The organism is Brevibacterium casei CIP 102111, from assembly GCF_900169275.1.
GTDB lineage: Bacteria > Actinomycetota > Actinomycetes > Actinomycetales > Brevibacteriaceae > Brevibacterium > Brevibacterium casei.
Window position 1 is genome coordinate 113,143 of the sequence record NZ_FXZC01000006.1, and the last position, 13,863, is coordinate 127,005.

At 70.9% G+C, this 13,863-nt stretch carries 15 protein-coding genes; 10 read left to right on the plus strand and 5 right to left on the minus strand.

What is annotated here, in order from left to right; all coding sequences use genetic code 11:
• Positions 1–11: 11 nt before the first annotated feature.
• Positions 12–644, minus strand: a complete 633-nt coding sequence (locus BC102111_RS14015) for a biliverdin-producing heme oxygenase (protein ID WP_063249334.1) — start codon at positions 642–644, stop codon at positions 12–14.
• 58 nt (positions 645–702) lie between these two features.
• Here BC102111_RS14015 and BC102111_RS14020 point away from each other — a divergent pair, with 58 nt between their 5' ends.
• The 4 genes from BC102111_RS14020 to BC102111_RS14035 are packed head-to-tail and all read left to right on the plus strand — an operon-like array spanning position 703 to position 3,854.
• Entirely contained in the window at positions 703–1,650 is a 948-nt protein-coding gene (locus BC102111_RS14020) for an aldo/keto reductase (protein WP_227007012.1), read from the plus strand.
• Complete coding sequence (locus BC102111_RS17830; RefSeq protein WP_095376443.1) at positions 1,647–2,261, plus strand: SRPBCC family protein; 615 nt, start codon at positions 1,647–1,649, stop codon at positions 2,259–2,261. Before BC102111_RS14020 ends, BC102111_RS17830 begins: the two co-directional genes overlap by 4 nt.
• Positions 2,258–3,337 (plus strand): tRNA (adenosine(37)-N6)-threonylcarbamoyltransferase complex transferase subunit TsaD, encoded by a 1,080-nt coding sequence (tsaD, locus tag BC102111_RS14030; protein WP_095376444.1) that lies wholly within the window; start codon positions 2,258–2,260, stop codon positions 3,335–3,337. The genes BC102111_RS17830 and tsaD overlap by 4 nt, the downstream gene beginning before the upstream one ends.
• Entirely contained in the window at positions 3,324–3,854 is a 531-nt protein-coding gene (locus tag BC102111_RS14035; RefSeq protein ID WP_095376445.1) for an NUDIX domain-containing protein, read from the plus strand. The genes tsaD and BC102111_RS14035 overlap by 14 nt, the downstream gene beginning before the upstream one ends.
• Before the next feature lie 3 nt (positions 3,855–3,857).
• Here the strand turns inward: BC102111_RS14035 and BC102111_RS14040 are convergent, their stop codons facing one another.
• Positions 3,858–4,985: a glutamate--cysteine ligase gene (locus BC102111_RS14040; RefSeq protein WP_101624650.1), complete on the minus strand. Its 1,128-nt coding sequence runs from the start codon at positions 4,983–4,985 to the stop codon at positions 3,858–3,860.
• A gap of 83 nt (positions 4,986–5,068) precedes the next feature.
• Here BC102111_RS14040 and BC102111_RS14045 point away from each other — a divergent pair, with 83 nt between their 5' ends.
• The gene (locus tag BC102111_RS14045; RefSeq protein ID WP_232252492.1) at positions 5,069–6,676 is read left to right on the plus strand and encodes a glycoside hydrolase family 3 N-terminal domain-containing protein; all 1,608 of its coding nucleotides are present in this window, start codon (positions 5,069–5,071) and stop codon (positions 6,674–6,676) included.
• An 83-nt stretch (positions 6,677–6,759) separates the two neighbouring features.
• Here BC102111_RS14045 and BC102111_RS14050 read toward each other — a convergent pair whose 3' ends face one another.
• Positions 6,760–7,248 carry a M15 family metallopeptidase gene (locus BC102111_RS14050; protein WP_232252491.1) on the minus strand — a complete coding sequence of 163 codons (489 nt, stop codon included), beginning with the start codon at positions 7,246–7,248 and terminating at the stop codon, positions 6,760–6,762.
• Positions 7,249–7,334: 86 nt separating this feature from the next.
• On the opposite strand from BC102111_RS14050, the gene BC102111_RS14055 reads away from it, so the two are divergent.
• Together BC102111_RS14055 and BC102111_RS14060 are read left to right on the plus strand one after the other, a co-directional pair.
• Positions 7,335–8,009 carry a response regulator transcription factor gene (locus tag BC102111_RS14055; RefSeq protein WP_101624652.1) on the plus strand — a complete coding sequence of 225 codons (675 nt, stop codon included), beginning with the start codon at positions 7,335–7,337 and terminating at the stop codon, positions 8,007–8,009.
• Entirely contained in the window at positions 8,002–9,099 is a 1,098-nt protein-coding gene (locus tag BC102111_RS14060) for a sensor histidine kinase (RefSeq protein WP_425322158.1), read from the plus strand. Before BC102111_RS14055 ends, BC102111_RS14060 begins: the two co-directional genes overlap by 8 nt.
• A gap of 31 nt (positions 9,100–9,130) precedes the next feature.
• On the opposite strand, the gene BC102111_RS14065 is transcribed toward BC102111_RS14060, so the two are convergent.
• Positions 9,131–9,964, minus strand: coding sequence for a sulfurtransferase (locus BC102111_RS14065; RefSeq protein ID WP_063249322.1), 834 nt, complete (start codon positions 9,962–9,964; stop codon positions 9,131–9,133).
• Between the two features lie 31 nt (positions 9,965–9,995).
• The gene (locus BC102111_RS14070; RefSeq protein ID WP_101624653.1) at positions 9,996–11,216 is read right to left on the minus strand and encodes a class I SAM-dependent methyltransferase; all 1,221 of its coding nucleotides are present in this window, start codon (positions 11,214–11,216) and stop codon (positions 9,996–9,998) included.
• 123 nt (positions 11,217–11,339) lie between these two features.
• Between BC102111_RS14070 and rsmA the strand changes: the two genes are divergently transcribed.
• From rsmA to BC102111_RS14085, 3 genes are read left to right on the plus strand one after another with little or no spacing between them, the layout of a single operon-like run.
• Positions 11,340–12,185 carry a 16S rRNA (adenine(1518)-N(6)/adenine(1519)-N(6))-dimethyltransferase RsmA gene (gene rsmA / locus BC102111_RS14075; RefSeq protein ID WP_095376454.1) on the plus strand — a complete coding sequence of 282 codons (846 nt, stop codon included), beginning with the start codon at positions 11,340–11,342 and terminating at the stop codon, positions 12,183–12,185.
• Positions 12,182–13,132 (plus strand): 4-(cytidine 5'-diphospho)-2-C-methyl-D-erythritol kinase, encoded by a 951-nt coding sequence (locus tag BC102111_RS14080; protein WP_101624654.1) that lies wholly within the window; start codon positions 12,182–12,184, stop codon positions 13,130–13,132. The genes rsmA and BC102111_RS14080 overlap by 4 nt, the downstream gene beginning before the upstream one ends.
• Positions 13,125–13,856: a FadR/GntR family transcriptional regulator gene (locus BC102111_RS14085; RefSeq protein WP_009376072.1), complete on the plus strand. Its 732-nt coding sequence runs from the start codon at positions 13,125–13,127 to the stop codon at positions 13,854–13,856. The genes BC102111_RS14080 and BC102111_RS14085 overlap by 8 nt, the downstream gene beginning before the upstream one ends.
• Positions 13,857–13,863 lie beyond the last annotated feature (7 nt).

The following is a 13,863-nucleotide window of genomic DNA, read 5'->3' on the forward strand; positions in this document are numbered from 1 at the left end:
GGTGAGGCACCTCAGGCGACGGACTGCTCGCGGGCGGCCGTGAGTTCGGCGAGCAGCGTCCCGTTGAGCGCGAAGGCATCGAGCGTCTCGGCGGTCACCGCCTGTTCGTCACCGCCGGTGGCGGCGACCTCGTCGAGTCGGGCCCGGTAGGCGTCCTTGTACGGCTTCGTCTTCCCGAGGTCCGAGAAGTCCCACATCGTCAGGGCGTCATCGCCGATCCCGTAGTGCCTGCCCATGAGCGTGCCGATCGCCTGCCCGCCGGAGAGATCGCCCAGGTAGCGCGTGTAATGGTGGGCGATCATCGCCTCCGGGGTCTCGATCGCCGCGAGCCGGCTCGCATAGTCGAGGGCCGCCTCGGTGACGGCGATGTCGCCCGACCCCAGCGCCGTGAGATCGGAGACGATGCGTTCGTGCCTCTCCAGCCGGGGATCGTGGAAGGGCGCGAAGACGGGATCGTCGGCGAACATGCGGGCCCGATCCTCGAGGGCTGCGTAGATGACCTCGTACTGCGTGAGCAGGGTCGCATACGCCTCGGCGTCGAGCCTGCCCTCCATGAGATCGACCATGAAGTCGGTGTGCTCGACATCGTCGTGGATGACGGCGGTGGCCTCCCGCAGCTGCGCGGAGAACTGCGTCTCGGACATGGCGGCTCCTCACTGTGGCCCGGTGCACCGATTCTATCGCCGCGAGTAGGCTGGAGACATGACACGAGTGCAACTGGCTGACACGAATCTCATGGTCCACCCCCTCCAACTCGGAGGGAACCCGTTCGGGTGGGGTGCCGACCGCGACGAGAGCTTCGCCGTCCTCGATGCCTACGCCGAGGCGGGCGGGAACTTCATCGACACCGCCGACGCCTACTCGGTGTGGGTCGACGGCAACACCGGGGGAGAGTCCGAGACGATCATCGGCGAATGGATGGCCGCCCGCGGCAACCGCGACGAGATGGTCATCGCGACGAAGGTCGGGATGCACCCGAAGCACAAGGGCCTCGACCCGGTGAACATCCGCGAAGCGCTCGACGCCTCTCTGCGGCGCCTCGGCACCGACCATGTCGACCTCTACTACGCGCACACCGACGACGAGAAGGTCGACCAGGTCGCCGTGGCCGAGACCTTCGACGCCCTCGTGCGTTCGGGCAAGGTGAGCTACGTCGGTGCCTCGAACTTCAGCCTGGCGCGGCTGAAGTCGGCGATGAAGATCAGCGAGAAGTACTCGCTGGCCCACTACCGGGTCGTCCAGGACAGATTCAACCTCGTCTCCCGGGCGGCCGTCGACGCGGAGAAGCAGGAGTACCTGCGCTCGCGCGGCATCGCCGAACTGCCCTACCACTCGCTCGCCTCGGGCTTCCTCACCGGCAAGCACACGGGCGGAGACGCCACCGGCAGCGTCCGCGGGGACCGGGTCACCGACCTCCTCGACGACCAGGCGGCGCTGCGGGCCCTCGAGGTCCTCCACGACATCGCGAGCAGCCACGACACCTCGATGACGGCGACGGCCATCGCATGGCAGCTCAGCCACGACTTCATCCCCGCCACGATCGCCTCGGCGCGGGTGCCCGACCAGCTCACCGAGCTCCTCGCCGGCACCGAGCTCGTCCTCACCGATGCCGAGGTGGAAGAGCTGAACACCGCATGGACCGAAGCATGAGCACTCCCGCACCCCGCCTGGTGACCTGGGAGAACGGCACCGACCTCGTCATCGAGATGCCGCTGTCCGTGGCCCCGGATGCGACCTGGGCGGTACTGACCGACGGGACCCGCGCCGGTGAGTGGTTCGCGCCTTTCACCGTCGACGGTGACACCGTCACCCTCGAACTCGAGGGGACCGAGTCCGCGGACTCCGCCCTCGTCGGGGAGATCCTCAGCTGTGAGGCAGACGAGCACGTCCTCGTCGAGTTCCCCGACTTCGGGGTGCTCGGGATCCAGCTCCTGCCCGTCGAGGTCGACCCCGACCTGCCCGTCGAGGCGGGCCCGGAGGCGGCCGCCGTCTCCGCGATGGGGGTCGTGCCGGCGGGGACCGTGCTCGTCTTCACCCAGTCGGCCGCCGACGAGGAGAGGGCAAGGCGCGCGGCCGCGCAGTTCGGTCCGATGTGGGACACGCACCTGCGGATGTTCGCCCGCACCCTCGGCCTCGACGTCCCCGAGGCGAGTGAGGACGACCTCGAGGCGGTCTACGCCGATCTCGACCTCGAGGTCGACGATGAGGCCGAGGATGCGCTCGGCGACGACGACCTCGGCGACGACGGGGGACCGCGGTGAGCGGCCCGCTCGTCCTCGGCATCGAATCCTCGTGCGATGAGACGGGGGTGGGGATCGTCCGGGGCCGGACGCTTCTGACGAACACCGTGTCCTCGTCGATGGACGAGCACGTGCGCTTCGGAGGAGTCGTGCCCGAGGTCGCCTCGCGTGCCCACGTCCAGGCGATCGGCCCGGCGATCGTCGCCGCGTGCGACGAGGCCGGGGTCGAGCTCTCCGAGCTCGACGCGGTCGCCGTCACCGCCGGCCCCGGACTCTCCGGGGCGCTCATGGTCGGCGTCGGCGCGGCGAAGGGACTCGCGGCGGCCCTCGGACTTCCGCTCTACGGGGTCAACCATCTCGCCGCGCACGTCGCCGTCGACCTCGTCGCCGATGACATCGACGGACTGACCACTCCGACGATCGCCCTCCTCGTCTCCGGCGGGCACACCGAGATCCTGCGCATCGGCGACATCGTCGACGACATCGAGCTCCTCGGCGCGACGATCGACGATGCCGCCGGTGAGGCCTTCGACAAGACCGCGCGTCTGCTGGGCCTGAGCTACCCGGGCGGACCGAACGTCTCGAAGGCCGCGCTCGGCCTCCTCGACGGCACCGGGGTGCCCGGGGACCGGAGCGCCGTGCGGTTCCCCCGGGGGCTGGCGAAGAAGAGCGACCTGCGCGACCCCGAGCGTCGGTACAGCTTCTCCTTCTCCGGGCTCAAGACCGCCGCCCTGCGCGAAGTGACGAAGGCGGAGACGCTCGGCACCGACCTGCGGGTCGCCGACATCGCCGCCGGGTTCGAGGACGCCGTCGTCGACGTCCTCGTCACCAAGACCCTGCTCGCCGCGGCCGACACCGGCATCGACCATGTCGTCCTCGGGGGAGGGGTGGCCGCGAACGCCCATCTGCGCGAGGTGCTCGCGACCCGCTGCGCCGAGGCGGGGGTGACCCTGCGGGTGCCGCCGCTGAGCCTGTGCACGGACAACGGTGCGATGGTCGCAGCCCTCGGCGCCGAACTCGTCACCCGCGGTGCCGGACCGAGCGACCTCGGACTCGCCGCCGTCTCGTCCCTGGACGTCGATGATGTCCTCGTCTGAGGAGGAACCTGCTCGCTCGCGGCACCTGCCGGACTCCCTGCCGCCTCGGCGCTCCGGGGACGGCTGGACGCTCGGATCGGACGGGGAGAGGCATTGGGGGCTCAACGGAGCTGCCGGGCTCATGCTCGTCGACCCCGAGCGCGGGGTGCTCATGCAGCACCGGGCCCTGTGGTCGGTCGCCGGCGGGACGTGGGGCTTCCCCGGCGGCGCGCGGGATATGGGCGAGGCGGCGATCGACGCCGCGATCCGAGAGTCCTTCGAAGAGGCCGGGGTGCCCGACCCGGACGGGGACGACGTCGAGATCCTCGACTGCCACGTCCTCGACCTCGACACCTGGACGTACACGACGGTCATCGCACGCACCCGGCGTCCCCTCGAGCCGGTCATCAGCGACCCCGAGAGCATCGAGCTGCGCTGGGTGCCGCTGGGTGAGCTGCGCGATCTCGACCTCCATCCCGGAGTCGCCGCGAGCCTGCCCGAACTCGAGGAGCTGCTGGTCCCGCACCTGCGGGACTGAGCGCTACACGTACGAGGTGCGCAGGTCCCGGATGAGGGACCGGGTGACCTCGGTGAGCGAGCCCGTTGTGTGGAAGACGTCCTCGAGACGCTGATAGGGCACACCACGGGCCATGAGGTCGGTGACCCCGGCGAGCTCCCGGGAGCAGCCGAGACGCTCGGCCACGGGGGCGAGACGTTCGATCTCGTCGGCGATGCATTCGGTGACGAGACGCTCGTCGGCGGCGGCGTTCTCGATGATGATCGCCTCCATCCCGTAGCGGGCGGCGCGCCATTTGTTCTCGTCATGGAACCAGTCGGGCATCGTCGGCAGGGTCTCCCCGGCGTCGAGGCGGGCGGAGAAGTCGTCGACGAGGCACTGGATGAACGCCGTGACCGCGGTGATCTCCTCCATCGTCGGCAGCCCGTCGCAGACGCGGACCTCGACGGTGCCCCAGTTCGGCGCCGGCCGGATGTCCCAGCGGATCTCGTTGAGGTGGTCGATGATGCCGGTCTTGAGCATGTCGGCGACGTACTTCTCGTACGCCTCCCACGAGTCGAACTGGAAGGGCAGGCCCGCGGTCGGCAGCTGCTGGAACATCATCGCGCGGTTCGAGGCGTAGCCGGTGTCCGTCCCACCCCAGAACGGGGAGGAGGCGCTGAGCGCCTGGAGGTGCGGAACGTAGGCGAGCAGCGCATTGAGGATCGGGAGCACTTTGTCCCGGGAGTCGATGCCGACGTGGACGTGGACGCCGAAGATGAGCATGTTCCGGCCCCACCACTGGGTGCGATCGACGAGTTCGAGGTAACGGTCCTTCGCTCTGACCTCCTGCATCTGCCACTGTGCGAAGGGGTGGGTGCCTGCCGACATGAGCTCGATCCCGCGGGCCTCGGTGAGCGTGCGCAGCGCTCCCATCGAGGTCGCGAGGTCATCGGCGACGTCGGCGACTGTGGTGTGGACACCGGAGACGAGTTCGATCGTGTTCGTGAGCATCTCGCCGACGATCCGCTTCTCGAACTCGGGAGCGCGTTCGGCAACGTCGGCGAGGAGGGACTCCGCTGCGGGCGTGAGATCCAGGCTCTCACCGTCGAGCAGAGCGAGTTCCCATTCGACACCGATGGTGGAACGGGCGGAGTGAGCGAAATCGACCATGGACCGATTCTAGTGGGGCAGGGCGACTGGTCCGTGCGGGGTCTTCGCAGACGGACGTGTTTCGCCCCGACTAGCATGGGAGCATGCCAACTCGCATGCGCCTGACGGCTCTGACCACGGCACTCGCCCTCACCCTCACCGGCTGCTCGGCCGGCGGGGGAGGGGCCGGGGACGAAGGGACGCAGCCTTCGGCGGGCTCGGGGACGTCCGCGCCTGCGTCGAGCGAGGCCGTCCCGAGCCCCACTCCTGCCGACTTCGCCGACGAGGCCGCCGATATCGTCGACTCCTTCTCCGATAACGAGCTCGCAGGCTCCCTCATCATCGGGACCTGGTCGGGTACGGGGCCGCAGACCGCAGTGGACATGGTGGAGAAGGACAGCCTCGGCGGGGTCATCGTCATGGCGGACAACCTCTCCGAGACTCCGACCGCCGAGGAGGTCACGCAGCTGACGACGGCCATCGCCGGGGCGAGGACGAAGGGTCAGCCGGTGTCGATCGCCGTCGACCAGGAGGGTGGGCCCGTCTCCCGGCTGAGCACCGCGGCCCTGCCGTTCCCGCCGCTCATGGCCTTCGGCGCCGCGGACGATGAGAAGCTGACGACGACGGCGACGACGGTGCAGGCGGAGAACCTCTCAGACCTCGGGTTCACGATCGACTTCGCCCCGGACTCCGATGTCACGGTGGGACCGAAGGACGTCGCCATCAACGTCCGCTCCGCCGGCGGTGATGCCGAGGACGTCGCCGAGGTGGTCGCCCGTGCCGTCGAGGGCTACGACGCCGGTGGGGTGGCGAGCTCGGCGAAGCACTTCCCCGGGCACGGCCGTCTCACCGTCGACTCGCATGAGGGTCTGCCGGTGTCGGAGAAGTCGATCGACGAACTCGAGGACTCCGACCTCCTCCCCTTCCAGTCGGCCGTCGATGCGGGGGTGCCCATGGTGATGATGGGCCACATCGGCCTGCCCGATGCGAAGACGACACCCGCGAGCCTCAACCCGAAGGCGTACACGGCGCTGCGGGAGAACCTCGGCTTCGACGGCGTCGTCGTCACCGACGCGCTCAACATGGAGGCCGTGACACAGAGCGCGAACGGCGATGCGGCAGTGAACGCGCTCGCCGCCGGCGCCGACCTCGCGCTCATGCCCCCTGACGCGGCAGCCGCGCAGGACGCGGTCGCCGCGGCGCTCGGCGATGGGACGCTCAAGCGCGACGACCTCGTCGAGAAGTCGCGACGGGTCGTCGCGATGCAGCTCGCGACCGCGGCAGCGCAGCAGCAGGACGACCCCGCCGCCAGCCCCGCCGATCCCGAGGCCGTCCTCACCGAGGTCGCCGAGAAGTCGCTCACCGTGCTCAAGGGCGAGTGCGAGTTCGCAGGCACGGATGCGATCTCCATCGTCGGCGGCAGCGAGAAGGAGAAGGCGGCCTTGCGCAGGGCCGCGGAGACTGCGGGCCTGAGCGTGGGCAGCGGGGGGACGACGGTGAGCCTGAGCCCGGGCACCTCCGCCGAGGTGGCCGTCGGCACCGCCGCTCCCTGGACGATGCGCGGCACCCCTGCGAAGTCCGCCGTCACGGCCTATGATTCGAACCCGTATGCGCTCGGGGCCGTCGCGAAATGGCTCAAGGGCGACCTCAGCGCCACAGGACAGCTGCCCGTCGAGTACGAGGGCAGCGACGAGGCCCCGGACTGCGGGTGAGCTCACCGTCGCATGCGCGGGTCCTCGGTCGGGTCGGCGTACTGCTGTGGGCAGCCGGAGGTCGCGGCGTCCGGGCGGAGTTCTTAGTGCCAGATCTCGTTGCCGTAGATCTGGCACAGTCCGAAGTCCGCGCCGTGCTGGGAGAGCCAGCTCGAGGCGTCGACGGGACCGATGTCGACCGCGTCGCCGGTGACGTGCGGTGAGGACTCGGGGGTGGCCACCCACCGGGCGGCTTCGGTCCGCGAGCCGTACGTGCTCACCGCGTCGTCGAGGAGACCCTGCTGGTAGGAGGCTGAGCGCCATCCGCTGTTGACGGTGAAGACGACACCGTCCTCGCGGGCCTCGGCGGCGGCGTCCCTGACCGCAGCGCGCAGGTCCGCATCGAGGTTCGCGATACCCGGCAGGTCGACGTCGTCGATCCTCGCAGCCGCGGGAAGGGCCCCGCCGTCGGTCTCCGAACCACCGGCATGGACGGTCACGGCAGCCTCCTCGACGGGTGCGGTCGAGGCGCAGCCGGTGAGGCCGAGGACGAGGGCCGAGACAAGGGTGAGGGTGATGATCTGTGCGTTCATGCCCCCAGTCAACGCGGGCCCGGGTTGCCGCAGCGTATGCGGAAATCGATACACGGACGATAGGGGCGGGCCGATACGCTGGGCAGATGCGTGTGCTGATCGTCGAGGACGAACCCGATATGGCCGAGGCCGTGCGCAGCGGACTGCGCCTCGAGGCGATCGCCGCCGACATCGCCCATGACGGGGACACGGCCCTCGAACTCCTCGCGGTCAACGCCTACGACCTGGCCGTCCTCGACCGGGACATCCCCGGACCCTCGGGCGATGAGATCGCCGAGCACATCGTCGCCTCGGGCACCGGCATACCCATCCTCATGCTCACCGCCGCGGACCGGATCGACGACCTCGCCACCGGGTTCGCACTCGGGGCCGACGACTACCTGACGAAGCCGTTCGAACTGCGCGAACTCGTCCTCCGGCTCCGCTCCCTCGACCGTCGCCGGGACCGCCACCGCGCCCCGACCCTCGAGATCGCCGGCCTCACCCTCGACCCGTTCCGGCGCGAGGTCTACCGCGACGGCCGCTACATCGCGCTCACCCGCAAGCAGTTCGCCGTCCTCGAAGTCCTCATGAGCGCCGGCGGCGGGGTCGTCAGCGCCGAAGAGCTCCTCGAGAAGGCGTGGGACGAGAACGCCGACCCGTTCACCAACGCCGTGCGCATCACGGTCTCCGCCCTGCGCAAACGCCTCGGACAGCCCGGCCTCATCGTCACCGTCCCCGGGGTCGGCTACCGGGTCGGGCAGGAGCCGACCGGTGAGTGAGCAGCCCCCGCCGAGGCGGCCGGGAATGAGCGTGCGATGGAAGCTCACCCTCAGCTACGCGGGGTTCCTCATCGTCGCCGGCATCCTCCTCCTCGCCGTCGTGTGGATCTTCCTCCTGCGCTACGTCCCGAACATCCCCATCAGCGCCCCCGACGGCTTCGTGCCCAACCGCTCCGACCTGCAGCGGGCGTTCTTCCCCGCCGCCGCGGCCACCCTTGGCTTCCTCCTCGTCGTCGGCCTCCTCGGCGGCTGGATCCTCGCCGGACGCATGCTCACCCCGCTCGCGAAGATCACCCGCGCCGCCCGGCGCGTGGCCGGCGGTGAGCTCGCGCATCGGATCCGGATGGGCGGGCGCAGCGACGAGATCCGCGAACTCGCCGACGTCTTCGATGCGATGCTCGACCGCGTCGAGGCCCACGTCGGTGAGCAGCAGCGCTTCGCCGCGAACGCCTCCCACGAACTGCGGACCCCGCTGGCGATCTCGCAGGCGATCCTCGACGTCGCCGCACAGGACCCCGACCGGGACGTGCGCGGCGACCTCGACCGGCTCCGGGCCGTCAACGCCCGCTCGATCGCACTCACCGAGGCGCTGCTCCTGCTCAGCCGTGCCGGCAGCCAGCCCGCCCGCACCGAACCGAGCGACCTCTCCCTCCTCGCCGAGGACGCCGTCGAGACCCTCGTGCCCTTCGCCGATGAGCGGGGCGTGAGCATCGCCGTCGACACCGAGAGCGCACCGGTGAGCGGTGACCCCGTGCTGCTCACCCAGATGGCGAGCAACCTCGTCCACAACGCGATCGTCCACAACACGGCCGAACACGGCGTCATCGAGGTGCGGACGGGAACGAGCGATGGGCACTCGACGCTGATCGTCGAGAACACGGGACCCGTGGTCTCGGACGCGCAGGCGGCCACGCTCACCGAACCGTTCCAACGCGGCAGCGACCGCGTCCGCGACGACGGGCATGCCGGAGTCGGACTCGGTCTCGCGATCGTCACGACGATCGTGGGCACCCATGGCGGCACACTCACGCTCACGCCGAGGCGCGTCGGGGGACTGCGCGTCGACGTCGTCCTGCCCGCGGCAGGCTGAGACCGCCCCCTACCGCCGGGTCACTGCAGGGTCACGCCCCGGTCGCGACGCTGCGACTGGGATCGGACGACCATCCCGACCAGCTCGCGGGGTAGAGGCTTGAGCCGACTCCGAGGCTCGCGAGCACCATCGCGTTATGGCAGGCCGTGACCCCGGACCCGCAGTAGACGGCGACGGGATCGTCGAGCGCCCCGAGCTCGGAGAAGCGCTCCCGCAGCGCCTCCTCACTGAGGATGCGACCGCCCTCGGCGTTCTCCGTCACGGGAGCGTTCTTCGCCCCCGGGATGTGCCCGGCCTGGGAGTCGAACGGCTCGGTCTCTCCACGGAAGCGCTCGGGCGCGCGGGCGTCGAGGAGCACCCCGTCCCACTGGGCGGCGGTGTCGGCGTCGATGACGGGCATCGACCCCGGAGTGATGACGACGGAGGAGGGTTCGACGGGGGAACCGGCACCGAACTCGAGGTCACCGCCGGCGGCCACCCATGCGTCGATGCCGCCGTCGAGGACACGGGCGCTCAGCCCCGCCCACCGGAGCAGCCACCACGCGCGGGCGGCCCCGAGGCCTGCGTTGTCGTCGTAGACGATGACCTCGGTGCCCGTGTCGATGCCCCAACCTCGTACGGTCTCCTCGAACCGGGCGGGACTCGGCAGCGGGTGGCGTCCCGCGCGGGGATCGCTGCGGTCGGGGTCGGCCAGCTCAGAATCGAGGTCGACGTAGAGCGCGTGCGGCAGGTGGCCACGGGCGAAGTCGTCCCGCCCGTCGGGTCGGAGCTGCGTCCAGCGGACGTCGAGCAGCCTCGGCGGAATCCGGCGGGCAGTGAGCCCGGAGAGCTCCTCGGCGGTGATGAGGACATCGGAGCGGGACATGGGATCTCCTTCGCGTCTGTGCCTCTCGACTCTACCGCTCGAGCGGCCGGGTGAGGAGGACGATGTGCTTGTCCCCGAGGCGGGTGAAGACGAGCGTCGCCTTGTCCCCCTTGGGGAGCTTGAGCTGACGGCGCGCCTGGTCGGGGACGATGTCCGCACCGCGCTTCTTGATGACGACGGACCCGATGCCGCGGGACACGAGCTCCTTGCGCAGGCTCGGGATCTTCGCGGGCAGGACATCGACGATCTCAAACGCGCTCACCCCGGCAGCGGCCGGTCCCGTGGGGGCGGTGTCCGTCGTGAGGTAGGCGATCGACGGGTGGAGGCGACGGGCCTGCAGGGGACCGGTGAGCGCAGTGACGAGACCCGCGCGCACGATCGCACCGTCGGGTTCGAGGAGGTAGGAGCCGAGCTCGCCGATGCCCTCCTCGTCGGTCGCGGGCACGTCGTCCTCGTGGACGAGGAGGGTGCGCTCGCCCATGACGAGGGCGCTGCGACCGGCACGCTGCCGAGCGGTGCCGAAGTAGAGGCAGACCTCGACGACGTCGCCGTCGTGGGAGACCCACTGGGCCTCCGCCTCGGCGGGGATGAGGTCGTGGTCGAGGGCGGGACCGAGCTTGACACCGGCCGCCGGGGCCGCGCTCGCGGTCTCAAGCACCCAGGACAGGGACGGGGAGAATTCGTCGGGGTCGGAGATCCGCGAAGTCGCCCCGCGGGCGTTCGCCCGCCCGATCCGGCGCCGGGCGGGATCGAACCACAGGGCATCGAAGCCGGCGGTGTCGACGTCCTCGGCCCGGGCGTGGGAGACCTCGGCACTGGGCAGGTGGCGGAGGTTGAAGCTCGCGAGCGCGGCAGTGACCTCGTCGGCGTCGACGGCTGCCACCTCGGCGCCGAGACCGGCGAACGCGAACGCATCGGCCCCGATCCCGCACCCAAGGTCGGCGATGCGCACGTCTTCAGAGTCGTGACCGGCCAACAGGCGCCTGGCATGGTGGGCTGCCACGGGCAGGCGGGTGGCCTGGGCGAGGCCGTCGCGGGTGAAGAGCATCTCGGCGGCGTAGGGACCGAATTTGCCCACCGCCTCCTTCCGCAGCTGCGCCTGGGTGAGCAGGGCCGCGGTCACCTCGGCGGAGAAGCCCTCTTTGCGCAGGGCCGCGGACCGGGCGAGATCGTCCGCGGGAAGGTCGTCGATCGTCTCGAGGCGCTCGAGGACGGTGACGTCGAGGAGTTCGGTGAGGGTCTGCGGATCCATGCGTGCCAGCCTATCGTCCCGTTCGCCCCGGCCGACGTCCGGTTGCCCTGTCGGATTCCCGTCCCGACCCACCCGGTGTGTTCGACGGATGCGGCGGAGAATCCGTGCGGTAGGTTGTGGGGTGTGACGTTACTGACCGCTCGCGACATCCGCGACATCGCCGCTGACATCGGTCTGCGCCCGACGAAGCAGAAGGGCCAGAACTTCGTCATCGACCCCAACACCGTCCGCTCGATCGTCGCCGCGGCAGGTCTTGAGGGGGCGCAGAACGTCGTCGAGATCGGGCCCGGCCTCGGCTCGCTCACGGTGGGCCTCCTCGAGGCCGGCCACGCCGTCACCGCCGTCGAGATCGACGAGGTCCTCGCCGATCGCCTGCCGACGACGATCGCGGCCTTCGCCCCGGAGGCCGCCGAGCGCTTCGATCTCGTGGGCGCCGATGCCCTGCGGGTCACCGAGCTGCCGAACCCGCCCGAGGCGCTCGTGGCGAACCTGCCCTACAACGTCGCCGTCCCCGTCCTCCTCCACTTCCTCGAGACCTTCCCGAGCCTGCGGACCGTCCTCGTCATGGTCCAGCTCGAGGTCGCCGAACGCCTCGCCGCGGCCCCGGGCTCCCGTACCTACGGGGTCCCCAGCGTCAAGGCCCAGTGGTACGGCGAGGTGGCCCTGGCCGGGCGGATCGGGAAGAACGTCTTCTGGCCGGCCCCGAACATCGACTCCGGGCTCGTGCGCATCGACGTGACCCGCACCGACCGGGACCCCGAGTCCCGCACCCGCCTCTTCACCCTCGTCGACGCCGCCTTCGCCCAGCGACGCAAGACCCTGCGCGCGGCGCTGGCCGGGTGGGCCGGCAGCCCCCAACGGGCCGAGGAGATCCTCGTCGCCGCGGGGATCGACCCCCGCACGCGCGGTGAGGCCCTGAGCGTGTCCGACTTCGAACGCCTCGCCGAGGCGGCGGGGGAGACCGCGTGAGTGCGCCGACCCCGCTCCGCCCGGGAACCCCGGCCCCGGTCACGGTCCGGGCACCGGGGAAGATCAACGTCCACCTCGGCGTCGGGGGCGTCGACGAGCACGGATACCACACACTCGCCACGGTCTTCCAGGCCCTCGGCATGGTCGAGACGCTCACCCTCATCCCCGGTGGGACGGGCACGATCCTCGTCCAGGGGCGGTACGCCGACGAGACCGTGCCGGTCGGGGAGTCCAACCTCGCCAGACGCGCGATCACCCTCCTCATCACCGCGTTCGAAGCCGAGCGTGACGTCGAGGTGCTGCGCGACCTCGACATCGTCATCGACAAGCAGGTGCCCGTGGCCGGCGGGATGGGCGGGGGATCCGCCGACGCCGCGGCGGCCCTGACCGGGGCCGCCCACCTCATCGGCGGCGTCGACGCCGAGGTCCTCGCCGACCTCGCCCTCGAGATCGGCGCCGACGTGCCCTTCCTCCTGCGCGGGGGCACGGCGATCGGCCGGGGCCGCGGGGAGGAGCTCAGCTCCGTGCTCACCCGCGGGCAGTTCCACTGGGTCATGGCCACCTCGGCGGGACAGCTGTCGACCCCGGAGGTCTACGGCCGCTTCGACGAGCTCACCCCCGATCCCGCCCCCGCCGAGGTGCCCGCAGAGGTGCTCACGGCGCTCGCCGCCGGCGATGTCGATACGCTGGCCGCCGCCGCAGGCAACGACCTCACCGAGGCGGCCCTGTCCCTGCGCCCCGAACTCGCCGAGGTCATCGAGGCCGGTCGTGAGGCCGGTGCGCTGCTGCCTCTGCTCAGCGGGTCGGGTCCCACCGTCGGGTTCCTCGCCCGCGACGCCCGCCACGCCCTTGACTTGGCCGTCCTCCTCCAGGCCACCCGCGGGGTCAAGGAAGCCCTGCGGACGACGGGACCGGCACCCGGCGCGCACGTGGTCACCGATGGCTGAGACCCCGACCGGCCGGGCGGGGGAGAACCTCCACGGTCGGGTCCTCGACGCGATCGGACGCGACATCGTCTCCGGGCAGCTGCCGCCCGGTGTCGTCGTCAAGGCCGAGGAGCTGCGCGCCCGCTACGACGTCTCCCTCTCCGTCGTCCGCGAAGCCGTGCGTGTCCTCGAGTCCCTCGGGATGGTCAGGCCGGTGCGCCGCCTCGGGCTCATCATCCTCGCGATGAGCGAGTGGACGATCCTCGACCCGCTCGTCGTGCGCTGGCGGATGGCCGAGACCCCGGCCAGGCAGCTGCGCTCGCTCACCGAGCTGCGGGTGGCGATCGAACCCGAGGCCGCGGGCCTCGCCGCGACCTTCGCCGACGCCGCCGAAGCCGAGGAGATCATGCGGCTTGCCGCCCGGATGCGCTCGTCGGGGCGCACCGGTGAGGTCGAGGCCTTCCTCGAGGCCGATGCGGCGTTCCACCGGGCGGTGCTGCGCGCTGGGGGCAATGAGCTCTTCGCGTCCTTCGACACGGTCGTCGCCGAGATCCTCGCCGGGCGCACCGAGGAGGGCCTGCAGCCGCAGTACCCGCACCCCGATGCGCTGCAGTGGCACTTCGACGTCGCTGACGCGATCGGCTCCCAGCAGCCAGAGCGGGCACGGGAGGCGATGGCGAAGATCGTCGCCAAGGCCTACGACGAGATGTCGTCGGTGTGGGAGGGCGAACCCCGCCGCCCGTGACGGGGTG